This is a genomic window from Bacillus sp. NPDC094064, assembly GCF_050279585.1.
Lineage (GTDB): Bacteria > Bacillota > Bacilli > Bacillales > Bacillaceae_G > Bacillus_A.
This window is the reverse complement of record NZ_JBNNUI010000011.1, coordinates 130611-150741: the sequence shown is the minus strand read 5'-3', so window position 1 is coordinate 150741 and position 20131 is coordinate 130611. Positions and strand designations below refer to the sequence as shown.

The following is a 20131-nucleotide window of genomic DNA, read 5'->3' as shown; positions in this document are numbered from 1 at the left end:
TTTGAAATAGTTAAATATTTAGTACAAACATTCAAATATCGGTCATTCTACAAGGGGGATTCTTCTTATGCAGCACTCAAACAAATCTGGAACTTTAAACCGTGGTTTAAAAGAACGACATATTACTTTAATGTCACTTGGTTCAGCTATTGGCGTTGGCCTATTTTTAGGATCCGCTTCTGCTATTAAACTAGCTGGCCCTTCTATTTTACTAGGCTATATGATTGCCGGACTCGTTATTTTTTTCATTATGCGAGCACTTGGAGAAATGGCAATTGAACAGCCTGTTGCTGGTTCTTTTAGTAAATATGCAAATGATTATATTGGACCACTAGCTGGCTATATTACCGGTTGGAACTATTGGTTCTTATGGGTTGTTACTTGTATGGCTGAAATTACGGCGGCAGGGATTTATATGCAGTACTGGTTCCCAGATATTCCACGCTGGACTTGGGCACTCTTAGCTCTATTATTAATGAGTGCTTTCAACTTCTTATCCGTAAAAGTCTTTGGAGAACTTGAGTTTTGGTTTGCTCTCATTAAAATTGTCACAATTATCTGTATGATAGTAGTTGGAACTGGCATTATTTTATTCGGATTTGGAAATGGTGGCATCGCTACTGGCATTTCAAACCTTTGGTCACATGGTGGCTGGTTCCCTAATGGCTTTTCTGGATTACTACTCTCCTTGCAAATGGTACTATTCGCTTATTTGGGAGTTGAACTAATCGGTGTTACTGCTGGTGAAGCTCAAAATCCGAAGAAAACAATCGCAAAAGCAATTGATAACGTATTTTGGAGAATCTTAATCTTCTACGTTGGGGCATTATTCGTTATGATGGCAATTTATCCATGGAACGAACTTGGTGAGAAAGGAAGTCCATTCGTATTAACATTCCAACAAATCGGTATCGCAAAGGCAGCGGGTATTATAAACTTTGTTGTTTTAACAGCTGCACTTTCTTCTTGTAACGGCGGTTTATTTAGTACAGGCCGTATGCTATATACATTAGCACAACAAAAGAAAGCCCCTGAACGATTCGGTCGTTTAAATAAAAACGGTATCCCAAGTCAAGGAATTGTAGCAACAGCAATCGTTTTACTCGTCGGCGTTATATTAAACTATCTTGTTCCTGCTAAAGTATTTACATGGCTTACTAGCATTTCAACTTTCGGGGCAATTTGGACTTGGGGCATTATTTTAGTCGCTCAAATTAAATTCCGAAAAGGATTGCAAACTGATAAAAGGGACAACCTAACATATAAAATGCCTTTACATCCATTCAGTTCATATTTCTCACTCGGTTTCCTCGGACTTGTACTAGGTATAATGGCCTATTCGGAAGATACACGAATCGCATTGATTGTTGGCCCAATTTGGCTTATCGGCTTAGCGATCGTATATTACATGAAAGGGTTTCATAAGAGTGATGAAACACCTAATTCAAAAATAAGTTAAACCTGTGATCTCTTCCTATTTACCGGAAGAGATTTTTCATTATTCACACAAATATTTATCAATCAAATTAACGCTATCTTTACACTATTTAATATTTTCTGTCTTTCTTTCCTGAACAAAATAGATTACATTATGAAAGCACATATATTTATTATTAGGGGGATTCTTCTATGAAGAATAAAAAATGGATTACATTTTCTTTAGCAGCAGCAATTACACTTAGTATAGGAAGTTCGTACATTCCGGCTACTTATGCCGAAAGCTCAGCAAATCCGGCTCCTGAAATTGCCGCAAAAGTTGTAAATCAAAACAATGGGAAGAAAGTATTATTCGATAATACACACGGTCAAACTGCCGGCACCGCTGACTGGGTTATTGATGGCGGCTTTTCTGACTTTGGAAACGGCATTGCCCAAAACGGATATCATGTAAAGGAACTCCGTAAATCAACACCTATTACGTACGAAGATTTAAAAGATTACAATGTATTTATCGTTCCAGAAGCTAATATTCCTTACAAGAAATCTGAACAAGACGCAATGTTACAATACGTGAAAAATGGCGGTAGTATCTTCTTTATTGCCGATCATTATAATGCGGATCGTAATAAAAATCGTTGGGACTCTTCTGAAGTATTCAATGGATATAGACGCGGTGCTTGGGATAATCCGGCAAAAGGAATGTCAAACGAGGAAGTAACTTCACAAGCTATGCAAGGAGTAGAAAGCTCTGATTGGCTAGCTGACAACTTCGGTATTCGTTTCCGCTACAATGCAATTGGTGATGTTGCAGCTAAAAATATTGTGTCACCTGAACAATCATTCGGAATTACAGAGGGGGTTTCATCTGTAGCAATGCATGCTGGTTCAACTCTAGCAATTACAAACCCAAAACTAGCAAAAGGACTTGTTTACCTTCCAGAAAACCCATCAAAATGGAATAACGCTGTTGATAGTGGTGTTTATAATGGCGGTGGTGTTGCAGAAGGTCCTTACGCTGCAATCGCAAAAGTAGGACTTGGAAAAGCGGCCTTCATTGGGGACTCTTCTCCTGTTGAAGATGCATCGCCAAAATACGTTCGTGAAGATTCTGGCCAAGCAAAGAAAACTTATGATGGATATAAAGAAGAAAACGATGCTATTTTGCTAGAAAACATCGTAAATTGGCTATCGAAGAAAGAAACATTTACAAGTTTAGACCAAGTTAACGGTTTACAGCTTGATGCACCTACAGCTCTACAAACATTTGAACAACCAAGTTTATCAACAGAACCACAACCAGAGCCTTGGAGTGCACCAAACGCAGGTTATCAATGGTTTAATACAAATACTTTTAAACCAGGATCATACGGTTATAACGGTGCAGTAACAGCAAACGACTACGTAGTTACACATCCTAGCACATTACCAAACAATGAAGTATTCCAAATAAAGATTCAAGTGAATAACTTACTACCAAATACAACTTATAACAACTATTCTTTAGGTATATTCACTACTGGCGGTACACAAGTAGCAAAAGTTCAAAATGCAAACGGTACTTGGCCATCTACTTTCGGATATAGCAATGTATTCTCTTTCACAACAAACAGCTTAGGCTCTGCTGAAAAAATTGCAAATGTGCAAATCAATCCAAATACAACTGGACAAGCAACGCTTCGTCTACGCCAAAATACAACAACGAAATATAATGAGGCTGTAACGATTAACAAAAAATAATGAAAAAGGCAATCCGCAGATGGATTGCCTTCTTTTTACTTTTCTTCCTTTGAGAAAAACATTCTTGAAATAACGATACCTATACTACCTACAATTAAAAATAACACTGCCCTAATCATCATTGATACTTCTGGTAAGTCCAGAAGGAATAGCTTCCCTATCGTTACGACTAACACGACTAAACCAGCATACAATATTTCATTCATGTTTCTATTTCTTCCAAGCCAAACTGCAAATAATGCATATACCATCCATAATAACGATACAGGTACGCTTATTATACTTCCATCTGTAGAAAGAACTTCACCGACTCTCGTAATTGCAACGAATACAATGACCATAAACGAATAGAGTGCTATAGAATAAACATATTTTCCAAAGCTTATTAACACATCTTTCGCTTGTTTCATGCAATAATAAAATGTACCTATTAAAATAAGGTGAGCAACAAATCCAGATGAGAGGAATTGATCAAATGGGCTAAAAATCGTCTGTATCATTCCAATCGCGTAAATCGTTGCACTCACATACAATTTTATCTGTTGTTTTACTTTAATAGCAGTAATCATACCGAGGAAACCTTGTAACAATAATACGATTGCTGCATTCACTAAACTGTATTCATATAAAATTGCTAAACTAAATGCTCCCATTGCGAAACCAAATAACAGATTTGTAAATGTAGAGTGTCTATTCTTCCTATATTCAAATACGAACATAATAGCATGCACGAGTGCACTAATGATTAATCCCCATGTTGTGAATTCTGGAATTTTTGCAATGGTTAATACAAAGAAAACGGCATTCGCACTAAATATCGCCAAGCGTGGTTCTAATATAAAACTTCTCTCCGTAAACATATGCCAAAATAATAGTAAATGAATTAAGCCATAAACAAACGTTAATTGTATTTGCAAATTCTCTACTAACATTGACATAACCGCAAAGAAAACAAAAAGGACAATCGCAGCAACAGCATAAGAAATCATATATAAATACTTATAATGATTTTTTAACGCATACCATAATAAACTAAGCGTTAATATCGTCTCATATCCAAAGAAAATGTAAGGATTAGGAGTCGTACTATTTAACAAGAATGGCACAAAGAACGCCCCGACCGCTACGAAAATAGTGAGATATTCCGATTGATATCTTTTCGCTAAATAAATGCCTAAAATGACCCATGCAATATTACAAATAAATGCGACACTTGCTGGAATGAATCCATATAAATAATGTGCCGCAAACGTTGTTAAAACAATACCCGTAATACTCCCTCCAGCTAATACTAGCCCTAAAGCTTGCCGCTCTCGTTTAATTTGAACATCCCCTATATAATACAAACCGATAGATAGGGCGATACCAAACACAATTCGTATCGCTGGTGTTAATAAACCAGCATCTACCCCTGCTTTAAATAACCAAATAACCCCGAGTAACATAATACCGACAAATATGCGCGGCAACCACGTTTGGCAAAACTTAATAATATTGAATGGTTCCGGTTTAAAAGCAGATATATTTACTTGTTTTTCCTCAATTTCTTGCATGGGCTCTTTAATTGTAACTACATTTTCTTGTGATTTTTCATCCACTATCGGTTCAATATACGCTTTCTTTTCCTTACGAACATGTTGCTGAGCGTTTTCTATTTCTATTTCTCTTCGTTTCGCTTTCAATTCAGAAAGTGCTTCTTGAATCGTGTCTATTGCAGTTTCGAGTGCTTCTATTTTCTTATCCAGATCTTCCTTCATACGCTCCCCCCTCATCTCCCATTTAAAACCTATATATTACCAATTACCTTCATCATACTATTAGTCTATTCATTTTCAAAAGTATTTTTCCAAAAAAAGAAAGGTGTTTTCCGAAATAGGAAAACACCTTTTACTTATTTCTTCTTATTTAGAGCAATACTAACGATGCTGCCAATACAAGCACCTATAATAGCTGGAACAATCCACCCAACACCTTCTGTATAAAACGGAATGTATTTCAATACTGACGTCCACTGATCCATCAGTACATTTTTATTTAAAATATCAATCGCACTAAATAACGCTACGATTCCAATGGTTACCGAATATACATATACATACTTTCCGATATACTTATGGAATAACCCTAAAATAATAAGGGTTAGTGCAACCGGATAAATAAATCCGAGAATTGGTACTGATACTTTTAAAATTTGCGTTAATCCTAAGTTAGCTAAAACCATACTAATAAAACTTAATATAAACGCCCAAACTTTATAAGATACTTTCGGAAATACACTAGCGAAAAATTGACTACAGGACGTAACGAGTCCGATCGAAACACATAAACACGCAATAGTAAAAATAAGACCTAATAAAACTACCCCGCCTTGTCCAAATAATGCCGTCATAACTTGTGCTAACACTTGCGCACCGTTATCAAATGTACCTAACGAGCCACTAATTGAACCAACATATCCGAGGACGACATAAATAATAGATAGTAATAGTCCTGCCCCGATTCCAGCAATACTCATATATTTCGCTAAACCTTTATCATCTTCAACACCTTTTGCACGTAGAGCATTTGCAATCACAATCCCAAAAATTAAAGCTGCTAGCGCATCCATCGTTAAATATCCATCTAAAAACCCTTGGAACATAGGCGCTTGTCCATAGTTTCCAGCAGGCTCTTTCAAACTGCCTACTGATGTAAACATACTTTTTATAAATATAATGGCAATCATACATAATAATAAAGGTGTTAAAACCTTTCCAAACAAGCCCATTAATTTAGATGGGGATAAACTTAACCAATAAACAATACTAAAGAAAATAACCGTGTAAAACAATAATACAATGCCTCCCGCTTCTGGGAGCAACTGCCCTGGACCCATTTCAAATGCTAAACTTCCTGCACGTGGTATACCAAGACCAGGTCCAATAAACAAGTACACAATACACGGAAAAATAATTGCAAATGAAGGATGAACTCTCCCCGCTAACGTTTGAAAACTTCCCGCTTTCGCAATAGCAATAACACCTAATATTGGAAGTCCTGTTGCTGATATAATAAAACCTAACAGTGCAATCCATACATGTTCTCCTGCTTCATATCCAAGGAAAGGCGGAAATATAAGATTCCCTGCTCCAAAGAACATAGAGAATAACATAAGACTAATAAGTAAAATTTCTTTTTTCTGTAACAATTTCATTTCTTTCTCCTTCTTCAATTTCATCACGCATGAAATCTATTCCACACATAGGAAAAACGCGATAATCCGCTTCCTTACAAAGAAAACATAGTCCATAGTCTATCACAAAAGAATCACCCATTCTATAGCTATACCCCTTTTCCAATTTCTTCTGAAAAATCGACCTTTATTGACTTTTAATAGTTAATAAAGTAAACTATTAAATATACAAAACTATTCACTTTGTTTTTGTTTGTGTCAGGAGGAAAATTACATGGAATCAGCGATACAACTAGAAAAAGAACAACAAAGAAAAAAGAAACATCCTCCAGGTTTATACTTACTCTTCTTTACAGAAATGTGGGAAAGATTTAGTTACTATGGATTAAGAGGATTATTAACATTATATTTAACGACAGCTTTAGTAAGCGGTGGTCTTGGGTTTAGTCCAGCATGGGCACTCTCTATTTACGGATTTTATACTGGAGCCTGTTATTTCACACCAATGATTGGTGGATACTTAACAGACCGTTTTCTAGGTAAACGAAAAGCCATCACAATTGGTGGTATAACAATGGCAATCGGTAACCTTACACTATTTGCCTTGCAAAACCAATTAGGCCTATACCTCGGATTAGCGCTTATTATTATTGGTAATGGATTCTTCAAACCAAATATATCTACACTTGTTGGAGAATTATATGAAGAGCATGATCCAAAACGTGATAGTGCATTTACCATTTTCTATATGGGTATTAACGTCGGTTCATTTTTAGCTCCACTCGTTTGCGGGTTTTTGTCAGAAAATTTATTCAAAACAACAGTAGATGGCGTTGTTCATTACGGATTCCGTTACGGTTTCTTAGCGGCTTCAATCGGAATGATCATTGGACAAATTTTATTTACAACACTATCTAATCGCTTCCTTGGTGATATTGGTAAAAAACCAACTCGCGATTTACAAACGGCTGCTGGACAACCAACAGTAGGCGATACACCGTTAACAAAAAAAGAAAAACAACGTACCGCAGTGATCGTCATTTTAACATGCTTCGTTGTCTTCTTCTGGGCTGGCTTTGAACAAGCTGGTAGTTCGTTAACATTATATACAAACAACTTTGTAGACCGCTCTGTGTTCGGATGGGAAGTTCCAACGTCTTGGTTCCAATCGGTCAACCCGTTATTTATTATTTTACTTGCTCCAATCATTTCAGCATTATGGGCAAAACTTGCAACTAGAAAAAAAGGGGACTTAAAAATCCCAACAAAAATGGGACTTGGTATGATCCTACTCGGTATTGGTTATATCATCCTCGTTATCGCTACATTAAAAACAGGTAGTGATGAACATAACATTACAGAAAAAGCAAACTTACTATTTATCGTCTTTACGTATCTTTTCCATACGTTAGGTGAACTATTCTTATCACCTGTTGGACTATCAATGGTTAGTTCACTCGCTCCAGTAAAACTTGCTTCTTTATTAATGGGAGTATGGCTAGCAAGCTCAGGAATCGCCAACATTTTAGGCGGACAACTTGCGAGCTTCACAACTTCACTTGGATATTCTGAAGTATTTACAGTAATCGGAGCTGCCGCAATTGTCTTAGGGTGTGTTTTATTATTAATTTCTAAGAAATTAGTGAAATGGATGGAATAAAAAAGATGAGGAATTTCTCCTCATCTTTTTTATTTCTTCGCCTTCGTTCCTACTAAATCACCAGCAACAACATAACGCTTAGAATTGTCCTTCACAGATACACATGTAATAAGCGTTATCTCATCTTTTCCATGATCCTCTACAACTTCCCACTTATCAGGAGTTACTTCAGATATACCCGTAACTGCATACTCATATTCATTTTCATTATCATACAAATAAATTTTATCGCCCTTTTTCAAAGATGCTATATCGCTAAATAAAACACCTTTTTTAGACATATTATGTCCTGCTAGTGCGTAATTGCCTTTTCCCATTACTTGATTTTCTTTTACTGTCGCTGCACCTGATAATAGGTTTTTCTCAGTAGAAACTTTTAAAATAGGAAGTTCTAATGAAACACTTGGAATCGAAATACGGCCGATCACTTGTTTCCTATCTAATGATGCATTCGCTACTTCTGCCAAGTCTGGCTGATTAATTTTTGAAGCATCTACAAATTCCGTCTCATGCTTTTCATAATCCATCTTTTGAACAGCCTGTACATTTTCAGTCTGTTTCTTTTCAGCCTGATATCCGTCATAAAATGGCTTCCCGATTAAAAAACCACCTACAACAAATAGAAGGATTGCTACTATACTATAAATTCTTTGCTTATTCATATACAATTCCTTTCCGTTACAAAATCTTACTCTATATAAAATGATAAGATAATATCGCTATATGTACAAGTATAAGCTAAAAAGAAACCTTCTTGCCGGTGCAAGAAGGTTTCTTTTTAAGCTAATTTATTTCTGTATAGTGATACGTGGAATACTGTCATTTGAATAAAGAATATAGAAAATATAATATACAACGGATAGCCTGGAAGATATTCATTGGTAATAGGAGAAAGAGTTAAAAATCCAACTGCACAAGGTAACACGTACCATAATGAAACAAAAGTTGTTCGACAAGCTTTCTCCGTAATTGCTTTTTCACGCTCATCTTCTAGCGGAAATAATAATGGATACATCCAGAAGGATAAATTTTTGTATTTTTTCTTTTGAATTCTATAAAAAATTGTAACTATAGTTGCTCCAATAAATAATAAAATGAATGGTACTCCATTAAACCATACTTCAAATGGGAACTTCTCGTTTTTAATTATATCTGCTAGCTCTGTAGTAACACCATACAGTTCAACAAATGTCCAGCATGCTAACGCAGTATAAAGCACGTTTACAATATAAGAAAAAGCAATTCTATTCATCCTCTTCCCCCTCCTTATTTAAAACAAACACATCTTCCATCTTTAACTGGAATACATCACAAATCGTAAGTGCTAATAACAAAGAAGGAACGTAATCCCCTTTTTCAATTGCAGCAATTGTTTGTCTCGTCACTCCAACCTTTTCCGCTAATACACTTTGTGAAAAATTAAAGCGTGCTCTTAATTCTTTTACCCTGTTTAAAATGGTCAAATTTACCACCTCTCACCCTCATTGTATGCTATCCTTAACAAAATGTAAACTCAACTTAACATTATTTTTATAAAAAAATCCAACTTTACGTATTGTAAAGTTGGATCACGTTTTAGTTTAAGATTGTAACTTTAACTGTTCTTCTACCCCAAGCATTAGCTGTCGCTGAATCCGGCATTAATAAATCAATAATATGACCTTTAATTGCACTACCAGTATCTCCAGCAATCGCTGTTCCATATCCTTCTACATATACAGTAGAACCTAACGGTATAACAGCTGGATCTACAGCAATTAATTTCATGTTTGGATTTGCAGTTAAATCATGCCCTAACTTAGATTTTACAGTTTCACCTGGTTTATAGCCATTTTCAGATGGATCAGCTGTATAAGCAGTTGCTGTTACATAAAATTCTTTTCCACCTTGAGCTGGTTTCGTGTCAGGCTTAGACTCTGACGCCGTATTTTTTGCTGCAGGCTCTGCTGGCTTAGCTACTTCTGCTTTCGCTTTCGCTAAAGCTTCTTGCTCAGCCTTTGCAGCTGCTTCTGCTTTTGCACGCTCTTCTGCTGCAATTCTTGCTGCTTCTTGTTCACGAGCAATCGTTTCTTGTACTGCCTTCATATTCGATTCAATTTTAGCTTTCTCTTCTGCTGCTAAATTGATTTCGCTTGCAAGCTGATTATATTTCGCTTGAACTGTTTGTAAGTTATCTTGACGTTTTTTCAAGTTATCTTGCAAATCAGCTTGTGCTTTTGCCAATTTTTGCTTATCCACTACTAAAGATGCTTCTTTTTCGTCAATCGCTTTTTTATCTTCTTCAATTTGACGAAGATCTTGTTCTTGTAGACGTAAAATTTCTTTATCTGCATCTAAAATTGTAGATACTGCATTCATACGTTGTATGAAATCAGCAAAGTTTTTTGATTCTACAACAACTTCTACTACTAAACTCGTATTTGAGCTATTTTGAACAGAAACCATACGTTTTTTCATAATATCCTTACGAGCAAGGACTTTATCTTCTAAAACGATAATATCTGCTTTTTTTTGTTCAATCTGCTTATGTGTTTCATCAATTTTACGTTGAATAGCAGCTTGATCCTCTTTATTTTTTGCAATTGTATTATTTAAATTATGTAGTTCGTTTTCGATACCTTGAATTTCTTTAGTAACAGCTTGCTTCTCTTGCTCTTTCTTCTGCATATCTGCATCGTTTTGCTGCAATTGCTGTTGCATGTTGTTAAGTTTCTCGTCGTTTGACTCTGCTTTTACAGCGACTGTACTAGAAAGACCGATGATTCCTGCTAATACTAGACTACTGATTCGCTTAAAATAGTTCATAATCCGACTCCCTTCATATACAGTTATACATGATTTATTTTACAGTTTGTTTACAATACTATTAAATACAGTTTATTTTTCATGACAAAAAAAGGGAATCACGAACAAAATGTAATAGATTCTTAAATATTTAACAATTCCTATATTTATAAATTATAAAAATGCTAAAATCCAAATATAGAGAAAATACAAATTCTGAAGGCGGTTGAAATAAATACAATGTTTACTCAAAAAAAAACACTCCAACATAAAATTGATCAATTAGAAAATCGTATACACGAATTAGAAGCTGAATTAAAACAAAAAGATATTGAAAAACGAGAAATAATCTCCACTATCCACGATCGTGTACAAAGCGTCGTTCAAGAGCATCAACTTGTAAATAACCAACACCATATACTTCAAAATTTAGTTCAACAATTAAACTCATGTTTTGAAAATGTTTCAACACGTACGACACATTCCAATGAATTAAACAGTGAAATGTTACAAAAAGAACAAAGCTTAATTCAGTCTATTGAAGAAATTATTGACTGCTCTAATGAAGGAAAAGAATCTGTTCACCGCTTACTTATTGTAATTAATAAATTAGGTGAACAATCTCAACGCACATCTAACAGCATGAATCATTTAAGTGAACGCTCAAAAGAAATTGAGCAAATTGTAGAAGTCATTCAAAACATCGCAGCGCAAACAAATCTACTGGCGTTAAATGCAAGTATTGAAGCTGCACGTGCTGGAGAGCATGGTAAAGGGTTCGCTGTTGTTGCCAATGAAGTAAGAAAACTAGCAGAAAGTACTGCAGAGAGTACAAAAAATATTGGTAACTTAACGAAAAAAATTCAAGAAGAAATTGAAAAAGCGTACGAAAATACAAAAGATAATTTACATTTGGTCGATGAAGGTGTAGAAATGAGTGCCGATACAAACGCTAGAATCGAAAATATTTTAATTATGATTCAAACGTTACAAAATGGCGCTACAAACGTTATTCAAGCGATCGAAAATCAGAAATCTTGTAATGATGATATATTACGAGAATTTGCCAACACTCAACAAATGTTCCAAAAATTAAATACTACCATTATGAACCATATTCATGATGCTGAAAAAGTCGATGTTCAACTGACTAAAGGTCTTCAAGAAACGGCAGCTTCTCATTAATGATAAAAATCCCTTATAGCGTTATAGGGGATTTTTTTATTGTATTCCGAATATTTCTTTCTTCTCAATATTCATCCATATCTTTGTTATAATGGAAAAGTTGTTTCTTTATACTAATTAACAAGGAGGATGTTATGGAACAATTTTACTACATTTTAAAATATTTAATTCTTGGTTTGTTCCAAGGACTAACAGAACCAATTCCGATTTCTTCAAGTGGTCACCTCGTTTTAGCACAACATTTGCTAGGACTAAAAATAGAAGGGTTTAGCTTTGAACTACTTGTTAATTCAGCTTCATTATTAGCTGTATTACTTATTTATAGAAATGACTTAATTCGTCTAACGAAAAATGGTATATCTTATATATTTACAAGAGCAGAAGACGCAAAATCAGATTTCTTCTTTATTATTTACCTTGTAATTGCAACGATTCCAGCAGGTGTCATTGGTGTTTTATTTAAAGATTATATCGATCAGTACTTAAAAGGTGTGAAAATGGTTGGGATTTCCCTTCTCATTACTGCTATCGGCCTTTGGATTATTAGAAACTTACGTGGACGTAAAAATGATGGTGATCTTTCTATGAAAGATGCAATCATTGTCGGATTAGCTCAAGCTTGCGCACTCATTCCTGGAATAAGCCGATCTGGTGCTACAATCGTAGCAGCGATGTTACTTGGTATGAAGCAAGAAACAGCTCTTCGCTTCTCATTCTTACTATACATTCCTGTTAGTTTAGGTGGTTTATTGCTAAGTATTACAGACATTGCAAATGATCCAAATCTAGACACTTTATTCGTACCATATATCGTTGCTTTCGTCGCAACATTTATCATGACATATATTTCATTAAAATGGTTTATGAACATTATGGCAAAAGGAAATTTAAAATATTTCTCCTTCTATTGTATTATCGTAGGTGTACTTACTATTATTTTCTTATAAGGTGAAGACTTTTGCGGGTAGCCCCCCACCCAACTTTTTTGTTTTCGCTGAATGTTGAGATAGGGTCTTACTGCCCGCAAATAGCGGGATAAAATGAACTTACAAATTTGAAGCGAGTCATTCTATTAATATAGAATGACTCGCTTTTGTATACTCCGATTAAAATAAAACCTATCATTATAAGAGAGTTCATCTAGTATTTCCCCTCTTACCTTTATCATAGAGTAAGAGGGGTTTCTTATACATAAACTTTCTTTTCTTGACAATACAAACGAATAACATGCTTATTTTGTTGAAATACATCATGTGTTAGGCGAATAATAATAAAGTTTCTTTTTACTTGATTGTCATGAACAAAAATCTGTTCCCCCTCCTGAAAATGCCACGCACTTTCAAAAGTCGTAATATGACCTCCGCTTACAGAAAACAGCTCATATTGCATCACTTGTACCCTCTCTCAATTTATATAATCACAATATCTTTATATTAAATTTATTATAACTTAAACCTTCTAAAATTTGTAATTTTTTCTATTTCAAACTATTATAACTTTGTTTTACATTCTTTTTAGCGCTATAATGATAAACGGAATTTCATTGAAAGGAGCTTCATTTTGACTGCATATTTATTTCCAGTAAAAACAGCTTTTATTTTATTTCCTATTTTAGCAATGTTTCTCTTAATCCCTTTTTTAATATTTAATTATCGAAAATACGGTTATTTAAATAAATGGCGCTCATTTATTTTATACTCATTATTACTCTACTTATTAAATGCCTATTTCCTTGTTATTTTGCCATTACCACAAACATACGATACTTGTAGCCTACAACCAGCTAATACACAGCACATGCAACTCTCACCATTTTATTTCATACAAGAGATTAGCAATCATACATCGGCAATTTTAACGAAACCAGCTACTTATTTCTACTTATTAAAAGAATCTGCATCTTTACAAGTTGCATTTAATGTTCTATTAACCGTTCCATTCGGTATTTACTTACGTTATTATTTCCGACGTAGTTTCTTACAGACCATTTGCATTTCTTTTTGTCTTTCACTATTTTTCGAACTAACACAAGTGACTGGGCTATATGGTATTTATAATTGTGCCTATCGCTTATTTGATATCGATGATTTGTTTTTAAACACACTAGGTGGCGTAATTGGTTTTATCATTGCACCGATATTTACGTACTTCCTTCCGAAAGCGAGCGAATTAGATAGCCATATTGATTTGGAAACGAAACCCGTTGGATTCGTTCGTCGCCTGATTGCGATGCAAATTGATTGGATTTTCTTATCTATCGTTGTACCTGTAATTAAAAACAAAGGGGATTCTGTCTTCCTTTCTAATATTCAATCTTACACCAATATGTACGAACTCATTTTCATTACGTGTTCGATTTTTATTTACTTTATTATCATTCCATACTTTACGAATGGAAAAACAATCGGGAAAGCATTGCTTCGCATTTACGTGAAAGGAAAGTCAGGTCACATTACAATGAAGGAATTATTCATCCGTTACGGTATATTCTATTTCATTTTAGGTGGAATCAATTATATTCTTTCTAGTAGCTCTATCTTAAATCTTACAGAGCCTTTAATATTACTAGTTATATTATTATTCCAATTCGTAATTAACGGCCTATTTATTATCCATGTTTTATTACATGTATTTAGCCATGATAAGTTACTATTTTATGAGCGTATTAGTCAAACAAGGAATGCAATTATACTTAAAAAGGCTGACAAATAATTATTTGTCAGCCTTTTTCATACTCATAAATAATTTTTCTGCATAAGGATTTAAAAACATTCCCATTTCATCTAGTGACTTCCTTACCTGTAAAAACGAATGAAATTCTGGATATATATGTTGTAATTGCTCATACGATAAAGTGTGCATTTTCCCCCAATGTGGGCGCCCTTCATACTTCAGAAAAATCTTTTCCACTTCACCAAAATAAGCTGCATATTTCATACCTTTATACATATGAACAGCAATATAAGCTGAATCTCTTCCGTACGCTGGACTCAGCCATATATCATCACCTTTCACATAGCGACATTCGATTGGAAAATGGACCTTATACTTTTTCTTCTCAATAAGATTTGAAATCTCCTCTACAGCATCCCTCATATAATTCGATGGGACACTATACTCCATTTCATAAAATGGAACCGTACGTGATGTAGCAAATACTTCATAGCTTTGCCCTATTATTTTTGTGTTTGGTACAGCCCTAGCTGATAATCGACTTACTCCCTTACTTATAGAAGGAAACCATCTACACCCTTTAGATAACAAAGAGAACATCCTATTTTCTAGTAACTCCACCTTTAGTTTATGCCATTTCAAATCACTTTCTTTACTCATCGTTTCATTTATAAACTTTACTTGTACCTCCTCTGAATAAGGAAAAACAAAAAATTCGAAGTGGCGATTCTTCTTATATTCTTCTAACCTGTTCATTACAGTAGATAATGACTGTTTTTCACTTTCATAAACGAGCGAATACGCGGGAATAACCTTCAATTTTATCTTCACAATTATACCTAGCATTCCAAGCGACAACTGAAATGCTTTCCAATATTCGATGTTTTCGGTTTCCGAACACACTATACTCTCGCCTGTAGATAAAACTGCCGTAATCTCTATAACTTGTGTTGATAAACTCCCAAAGGTAACACCTGTCCCATGGGTTCCCGTACTAATCGCTCCCGCAATAGATTGAGAATCAATATCTCCTAAGTTTTCTTGTGCATAACCTTTCTCTTCAAGTAATTTCCCTAAATCATGTAGTTTTGTTCCTGCCCATACTTCGACAGTCATATTCTCTATATCAACATCCATAATCCCTTTCAATTCATCTAAAGAAACTAAAATCTCTTCCGTTTGCACAAGAGGTGTAAACGAATGCCCTGAACCAACGACACGAATTTTCTTTCCTTTTTTTCGTGCAAGCCCCACAACTTCTACTACATCTTGTATACTTTCTGGGTACATCGTATAATGCGGCGTTCCTTCTACATTCCCTGTCCAATTTCTCCATTTTTGTCCCTTTATAGAAAGCATCGGCCATCCCCCCGATATGTTAAATACTCCCCAACAATCTCTCCTTTTTTGACACGATATAAAAAAGGAAACCGCTCACATAACTCTCCAGCTTTACTATGGCGAAACAAGATGGAATCACCTACATCTACCCGTTCCTCACCGTTATAAAAAATTGGTGTTTGTACCTCACCAGCACCTTCTAAAGGTAATAGTTTTGCACCACCCGGTCTCCAAACCTCAGGTTCTTTATCTTTTCCAACCGCCCCTGAAGCAATATATCCACCACCGAGGCAAGTATAAATAGACGTGGCTGGTTTACGCACAACTGGTAAAGCAAATCCGACAGCTGGCCGAAATCTCACTTCTTTATAGTAATCAAACAGTTTCGGTGAATAAAAAGCAGAACCTACCGTAATCTCTGTAACTGAGCTATCTTGCTCAGTTGTTTTTATACTTCCTGTTCCTCCCCCATTTACAAACCTTAGTTCAATACCAAGGTTTTGTATTTCGTTTACGATACGTCCTCTTTTTTCTGTAACTTCTATCACTGATTTCTTCTTTAAATACGAAATCACTTTACTTTTCATCCATTGATTCGGTATACGATCTCCCACCCCAGCAATTTGCGCTTCGTACCCCATTGCACCATCTAGTAGTAAATAGGATGAATCCCTCACCCTCCTAGCTATTTTCAAAGCACCTTGCACATCTTTTACCGGGGATCTTTTTACACCAAAATGAAATTGTAAAAAACGACTACTCATATCAATATCCAAACAAACACGAAAACACCCTTTAGACTTCTCAGCAATTTTTTCTAAATAAACAATATGTTCTTCACAATCCACCATACAAGTTATAGAGAGCCCTTGCTTTGTTAGTAAACTAATTTCATATAAAGCTTGTTCATCATACGCAGGGTACCCTAACAACAAATCATTAAACCCTTGTTCTATTAAGAACAAGGCTTCTCTAGGTGAAAAGCACATAATACCTTGAAACCGATGATTTGCAGCTAAAATCTTTTTCATAATTGGAACAGAGCGTAACGATTTACTCGCTATACGAATCTTCTTATTTCCACTTAACTCTATAATCGATTGAATATTCCTCTCTAAAGCCACTTCATCTAAAAATGCACACGGTAATGGAACCTCCTTAAAAATTCCTCTATCCACATTTTTCTCTCCTCTTCTATATATGTCTTATACATATTGGAAAGAAAGTTTAAATTTCCTCTTACAAAATAAAAAAGTTTCTTCATAATTAAGAAGAAACTTTTTTAGGACTACTTCAAAGATTTAACGATTTCCGTACGTATCAAACCAAAGCTGAATATATCCAGCTGTTACACGTTGCGCTTCCATTAATCGCTTACCAGTCGTTGGTGTAACTTCAGCACGCCATTTGTCCGCATAACTTTGTGATACAGCCGCTTTCACAAACCAACTCTTTGTATTACTATTTACGATACCAGAGTAATCTTGCTTCGCAGCAGCTGCTGCTCCATGAATCCAATCTTCTGAATTCATACCTTTCCAATTCCAATATCCATTTCCGTCCGTTACTTTATAATTATCTTTAATTGTATCTACAAAGTTTTCATATTTAGAGTGGAACCCTTGCGGATACGAAAGATTCGTAAAGTTTGCCGCATGCATCGGCTGATTTACATCTCCTAAATAATGAAGAGATAGTCCTAAATAGAAGAATGCTTGTTTCATATCTTTATTTTTGTAAGACTCACCAGCTAGTTTGAAATACTTTGCTCCCGTTTCCTTTGCTTGTTTTGCAAATGGAATATATGTACTTCCATCATCTGGATCATAGAAATGCGATGCAAATGTACTATTATCATAATATGGATTTTCATAGTCAGCAGAATAAATACCGTTTTCTAAATCTGTACGCCATTCATTTAATAACGCAACTTCATCTTGTCTTACAAGTGTCGTATTACGAGACATAATATCAATTGCACGATTTACAATCCATAAATGAGAGTTTACACCTTCTGAATGCTTATCTTCAGCAGACCAATACTGAATAATTTCCGCTCTATTTCCTCCATCATTTTCATGTGCAAATGCCACACTTTGTAACGGAGCTACTAACGTAATTGCTGCTGCTAAAGCAAGAACTTTCTTTTTCATCTGAAATCCTCCATTTTATAATTAAGTTATGGTAAATATTTCGTTAGGATCCTACGATGTCTTTCAGTTAACTTATGACTAGAATATCCCACCTTTCATCGAATTTCTATCATTTAATCAAAATATGAAAATGTTCATATCACTTTAACTTTATACATAGTGAATGTAATGAATGCACTTACATTGTAATAAAGTATTATTAAGCTACTGCAAATGCCCGTCTAAAATAATGTAAAAAAAGAGTAAAGCAATTAATGCTTTACTCTTTTTTTCTCTTCGATAGTATACTCGGCAATTGCACGTTAACTGCCAACTTATGTATAAACCCAAAAACTAATCCGATTCCGATAAATATGTATAGTATCGTAAATATCTTCCCAAAATCAGTTTGAGGACTGAAATCCCCATCACCAACAGTAGTTAGCGTCACGACGCTAAAATATAAAGCATCAAGAGGACGTAATCCCTCCACTGTGCTATAAAAGATCGTACCAGATAGTAAAGTCAAAATTGTTAATACGAATAAAACTTGAAATTCTTTATCTTTCCACGCTCGTAAACAAGCTTTTAGCATCCGTTTCAATGTCAACATAAATGAAAGCATTAGACTTCCCCTTCCAAACAAAATACCTTTAGTTAAGGGAAAGTCTATCATCTTTCAGTATAGAAAAAAAGTAACCCTCTTCTATTTCAAGAAAAGGGCTACTTTCTATTATTCTATTTTATTTAGGTGAAACAAGAATTTTCACTTGTGTTTTATCTTTTACAAGTGCTTCAAATCCTTCTTCAACAACTTGATCCACTGTAATTTTTTTCGTAATTAATTTCTCTGCTTGAATTTGACCAGAGCTAATTAATTTAATAACAGCTGGGAAGATGTGACGGTATCCAAGAATACCGATAACCTCTTTTTCTTTTAATACAAGGTTATTCGGAGTAATTGTTGCATCTTTTTCCCATACACTAACAATTACAGTTTGTCCTTCAAAGCTTGTGCTTTCAATTGCTTGACGTAGCACAACTTCAACACCTGTTACTTCAAAGCTAACATTTACACCTAAACCATTTGTTAAGTTACGAATTTCTGCTAATACATCTTGAGTAGCTGGATTTAATACGTAATCCGCACCTGCTAATTTCGCTAATTCTTGACGTTCTTTAGAAAGTTCAACTGCAATAACAGGAGTTGCGCCCGCTGCTTTAGCTGCTTGAATGACAAGAAGTCCAATTGGGCCACAACCAAATACTGCTACTGCTTCCCCTTCTTTTAATTTACTTTGACGTACTGCATGGACTGCTACTGCTGCTGGTTCTACAAGAGCGCCTTGTTCATACGTCATTTCATCTGGAATATGATGAACCATATTTTCTGGTACTACTGTATATTCAGAGAAACCACCGCCATCTCCACCAAGACCATGGAAAACAAGTTGTTCACATACATTGTAATGTCCATGTTTACAAGCTTCACATTTACCACAAGAATAAATTGGTTCTACAACGACGCGGTCTCCCACTTTATGAGATGTAACGCCTTCACCGATTTCAACTACCTCACCACTAAACTCATGACCTAAAATAACTGGTGCTTTTACATGTGTTAATGGATGCTCTTCTGTCGGAATAAAAATTGGTCCTGCTAAATATTCATGCAAGTCTGTTCCGCAAATACCACACCATTTAACTTTAATCTTAACTGCTCCTGGTCTTACAGTTGGTTCTGGTACTTCTTCTACTCGTACATCACGTTGATTATGCCAAAGTAATGCTTTCATTTTAAACATCCCTCTCTATGTATATACTTAACCTGGTGAAGTTTACAATTCTATTATAATACCTCCATCCATATATTTCAAAAAAACAATCTCAATTCTGCTAATATTTAACAAATAATGTTCAATATTTTGTCACTTTGTACTTTTTTCCACATCTGTTAATTCAATTTCATTGCAGTTGAAATTGGCATTATGCCATAATAGCATAGGA

The 20131-nt window shown here is 35.0% G+C and carries 18 protein-coding genes; 6 read left to right on the top strand and 12 right to left on the bottom strand.

The window, feature by feature from the left end:
- Positions 1-67 precede the first annotated feature (67 nt).
- Together ACQKNI_RS22375 and ACQKNI_RS22370 are read left to right on the top strand one after the other, a co-directional pair.
- Positions 68-1459, top strand: a complete 1392-nt coding sequence (locus ACQKNI_RS22375; protein WP_088232572.1) for an amino acid permease — start codon at positions 68-70, stop codon at positions 1457-1459.
- 170 nt (positions 1460-1629) lie between these two features.
- Positions 1630-3177: a DNA-binding protein gene (locus ACQKNI_RS22370; protein WP_088232571.1), complete on the top strand. Its 1548-nt coding sequence runs from the start codon at positions 1630-1632 to the stop codon at positions 3175-3177.
- Positions 3178-3212: 35 nt separating this feature from the next.
- On the opposite strand, the gene ACQKNI_RS22365 is transcribed toward ACQKNI_RS22370, so the two are convergent.
- On the bottom strand, positions 3213-4934 hold the full coding sequence (locus ACQKNI_RS22365; protein WP_088232570.1) for a DUF2339 domain-containing protein: 1722 nt from the start codon (positions 4932-4934) through the stop codon (positions 3213-3215).
- Between the two features lie 134 nt (positions 4935-5068).
- The gene (gene brnQ1, locus ACQKNI_RS22360; RefSeq protein ID WP_088232569.1) at positions 5069-6370 is read right to left on the bottom strand and encodes a branched-chain amino acid transport system II carrier protein BrnQ1; all 1302 of its coding nucleotides are present in this window, start codon (positions 6368-6370) and stop codon (positions 5069-5071) included.
- Between the two features lie 253 nt (positions 6371-6623).
- Between brnQ1 and ACQKNI_RS22355 the strand changes: the two genes are divergently transcribed.
- The gene (locus tag ACQKNI_RS22355; RefSeq protein WP_088232568.1) at positions 6624-8009 is read left to right on the top strand and encodes a peptide MFS transporter; all 1386 of its coding nucleotides are present in this window, start codon (positions 6624-6626) and stop codon (positions 8007-8009) included.
- A gap of 29 nt (positions 8010-8038) precedes the next feature.
- On the opposite strand, the gene ACQKNI_RS22350 is transcribed toward ACQKNI_RS22355, so the two are convergent.
- The 4 genes from ACQKNI_RS22350 to ACQKNI_RS22335 form a co-directional block, all read right to left on the bottom strand.
- Entirely contained in the window at positions 8039-8671 is a 633-nt protein-coding gene (locus ACQKNI_RS22350) for a class A sortase (protein ID WP_088232567.1), read from the bottom strand.
- Positions 8672-8787: 116 nt separating this feature from the next.
- Positions 8788-9261, bottom strand: a complete 474-nt coding sequence (locus ACQKNI_RS22345; RefSeq protein ID WP_088232566.1) for a DUF2178 domain-containing protein — start codon at positions 9259-9261, stop codon at positions 8788-8790.
- Positions 9254-9472, bottom strand: coding sequence for a helix-turn-helix transcriptional regulator (locus tag ACQKNI_RS22340; RefSeq protein ID WP_000154011.1), 219 nt, complete (start codon positions 9470-9472; stop codon positions 9254-9256). The genes ACQKNI_RS22345 and ACQKNI_RS22340 overlap by 8 nt, the downstream gene beginning before the upstream one ends.
- Positions 9473-9584: 112 nt before the next feature.
- Positions 9585-10814, bottom strand: a complete 1230-nt coding sequence (locus ACQKNI_RS22335) for a 3D domain-containing protein (RefSeq protein ID WP_088232565.1) — start codon at positions 10812-10814, stop codon at positions 9585-9587.
- 219 nt (positions 10815-11033) lie between these two features.
- Between ACQKNI_RS22335 and ACQKNI_RS22330 the strand changes: the two genes are divergently transcribed.
- Positions 11034-11978 (top strand): methyl-accepting chemotaxis protein, encoded by a 945-nt coding sequence (locus ACQKNI_RS22330; RefSeq protein WP_088232564.1) that lies wholly within the window; start codon positions 11034-11036, stop codon positions 11976-11978.
- 134 nt (positions 11979-12112) lie between these two features.
- Entirely contained in the window at positions 12113-12925 is an 813-nt protein-coding gene (locus tag ACQKNI_RS22325) for an undecaprenyl-diphosphate phosphatase (protein ID WP_088232563.1), read from the top strand.
- A 238-nt stretch (positions 12926-13163) separates the two neighbouring features.
- On the opposite strand, the gene ACQKNI_RS22320 is transcribed toward ACQKNI_RS22325, so the two are convergent.
- Complete coding sequence (locus ACQKNI_RS22320) at positions 13164-13367, bottom strand: hypothetical protein (protein ID WP_088232562.1); 204 nt, start codon at positions 13365-13367, stop codon at positions 13164-13166.
- Between the two features lie 171 nt (positions 13368-13538).
- Between ACQKNI_RS22320 and ACQKNI_RS22315 the strand changes: the two genes are divergently transcribed.
- Positions 13539-14690, top strand: a complete 1152-nt coding sequence (locus ACQKNI_RS22315) for a VanZ family protein (protein ID WP_088232561.1) — start codon at positions 13539-13541, stop codon at positions 14688-14690.
- Here ACQKNI_RS22315 and ACQKNI_RS22310 read toward each other — a convergent pair whose 3' ends face one another.
- The 5 genes from ACQKNI_RS22310 to bdhA all read right to left on the bottom strand — a co-directional run bounded on the left by ACQKNI_RS22310 (position 14691) and on the right by bdhA (position 19920).
- Positions 14691-16010, bottom strand: a complete 1320-nt coding sequence (locus ACQKNI_RS22310) for a D-arabinono-1,4-lactone oxidase (protein WP_088232560.1) — start codon at positions 16008-16010, stop codon at positions 14691-14693.
- The gene (locus tag ACQKNI_RS22305) at positions 15998-17170 is read right to left on the bottom strand and encodes an amino acid deaminase/aldolase (RefSeq protein WP_088232559.1); all 1173 of its coding nucleotides are present in this window, start codon (positions 17168-17170) and stop codon (positions 15998-16000) included. Before ACQKNI_RS22305 ends, ACQKNI_RS22310 begins: the two co-directional genes overlap by 13 nt.
- Before the next feature lie 123 nt (positions 17171-17293).
- Positions 17294-18145: a phospholipase CerA gene (cerA, locus tag ACQKNI_RS22300; protein WP_088232558.1), complete on the bottom strand. Its 852-nt coding sequence runs from the start codon at positions 18143-18145 to the stop codon at positions 17294-17296.
- A gap of 259 nt (positions 18146-18404) precedes the next feature.
- Entirely contained in the window at positions 18405-18749 is a 345-nt protein-coding gene (locus tag ACQKNI_RS22295) for a potassium channel family protein (protein WP_088232557.1), read from the bottom strand.
- A 118-nt stretch (positions 18750-18867) separates the two neighbouring features.
- The gene (gene bdhA / locus ACQKNI_RS22290) at positions 18868-19920 is read right to left on the bottom strand and encodes a (R,R)-butanediol dehydrogenase (protein WP_088232556.1); all 1053 of its coding nucleotides are present in this window, start codon (positions 19918-19920) and stop codon (positions 18868-18870) included.
- Positions 19921-20131: the final 211 nt, after the last annotated feature.

Bases quoted from the DNA above. Each gene is read 5' to 3' on its own strand.
- brnQ1 (WP_088232569.1), bottom strand. From the start codon at position 6,370: ATGAAATTGTTACAGAAAAAAGAAATTTTACTTATTAGTCTTATGTTA.
- ACQKNI_RS22365 (WP_088232570.1), bottom strand. From the start codon at position 4,934: ATGAAGGAAGATCTGGATAAGAAAATAGAAGCACTCGAAACTGCAATA.
- ACQKNI_RS22375 (WP_088232572.1), top strand. From the start codon at position 68: ATGCAGCACTCAAACAAATCTGGAACTTTAAACCGTGGTTTAAAAGAA.
- cerA (WP_088232558.1), bottom strand. From the start codon at position 18,145: ATGAAAAAGAAAGTTCTTGCTTTAGCAGCAGCAATTACGTTAGTAGCT.
- ACQKNI_RS22345 (WP_088232566.1), bottom strand. From the start codon at position 9,261: ATGAATAGAATTGCTTTTTCTTATATTGTAAACGTGCTTTATACTGCG.
- ACQKNI_RS22335 (WP_088232565.1), bottom strand. From the start codon at position 10,814: ATGAACTATTTTAAGCGAATCAGTAGTCTAGTATTAGCAGGAATCATC.
- ACQKNI_RS22355 (WP_088232568.1), top strand. From the start codon at position 6,624: ATGGAATCAGCGATACAACTAGAAAAAGAACAACAAAGAAAAAAGAAA.
- ACQKNI_RS22370 (WP_088232571.1), top strand. From the start codon at position 1,630: ATGAAGAATAAAAAATGGATTACATTTTCTTTAGCAGCAGCAATTACA.
- ACQKNI_RS22350 (WP_088232567.1), bottom strand. From the start codon at position 8,671: ATGAATAAGCAAAGAATTTATAGTATAGTAGCAATCCTTCTATTTGTT.
- ACQKNI_RS22295 (WP_088232557.1), bottom strand. From the start codon at position 18,749: ATGCTTTCATTTATGTTGACATTGAAACGGATGCTAAAAGCTTGTTTA.
- bdhA (WP_088232556.1), bottom strand. From the start codon at position 19,920: ATGAAAGCATTACTTTGGCATAATCAACGTGATGTACGAGTAGAAGAA.
- ACQKNI_RS22330 (WP_088232564.1), top strand. From the start codon at position 11,034: ATGTTTACTCAAAAAAAAACACTCCAACATAAAATTGATCAATTAGAA.
- ACQKNI_RS22320 (WP_088232562.1), bottom strand. From the start codon at position 13,367: ATGCAATATGAGCTGTTTTCTGTAAGCGGAGGTCATATTACGACTTTT.
- ACQKNI_RS22310 (WP_088232560.1), bottom strand. From the start codon at position 16,010: ATGCTTTCTATAAAGGGACAAAAATGGAGAAATTGGACAGGGAATGTA.
- ACQKNI_RS22325 (WP_088232563.1), top strand. From the start codon at position 12,113: ATGGAACAATTTTACTACATTTTAAAATATTTAATTCTTGGTTTGTTC.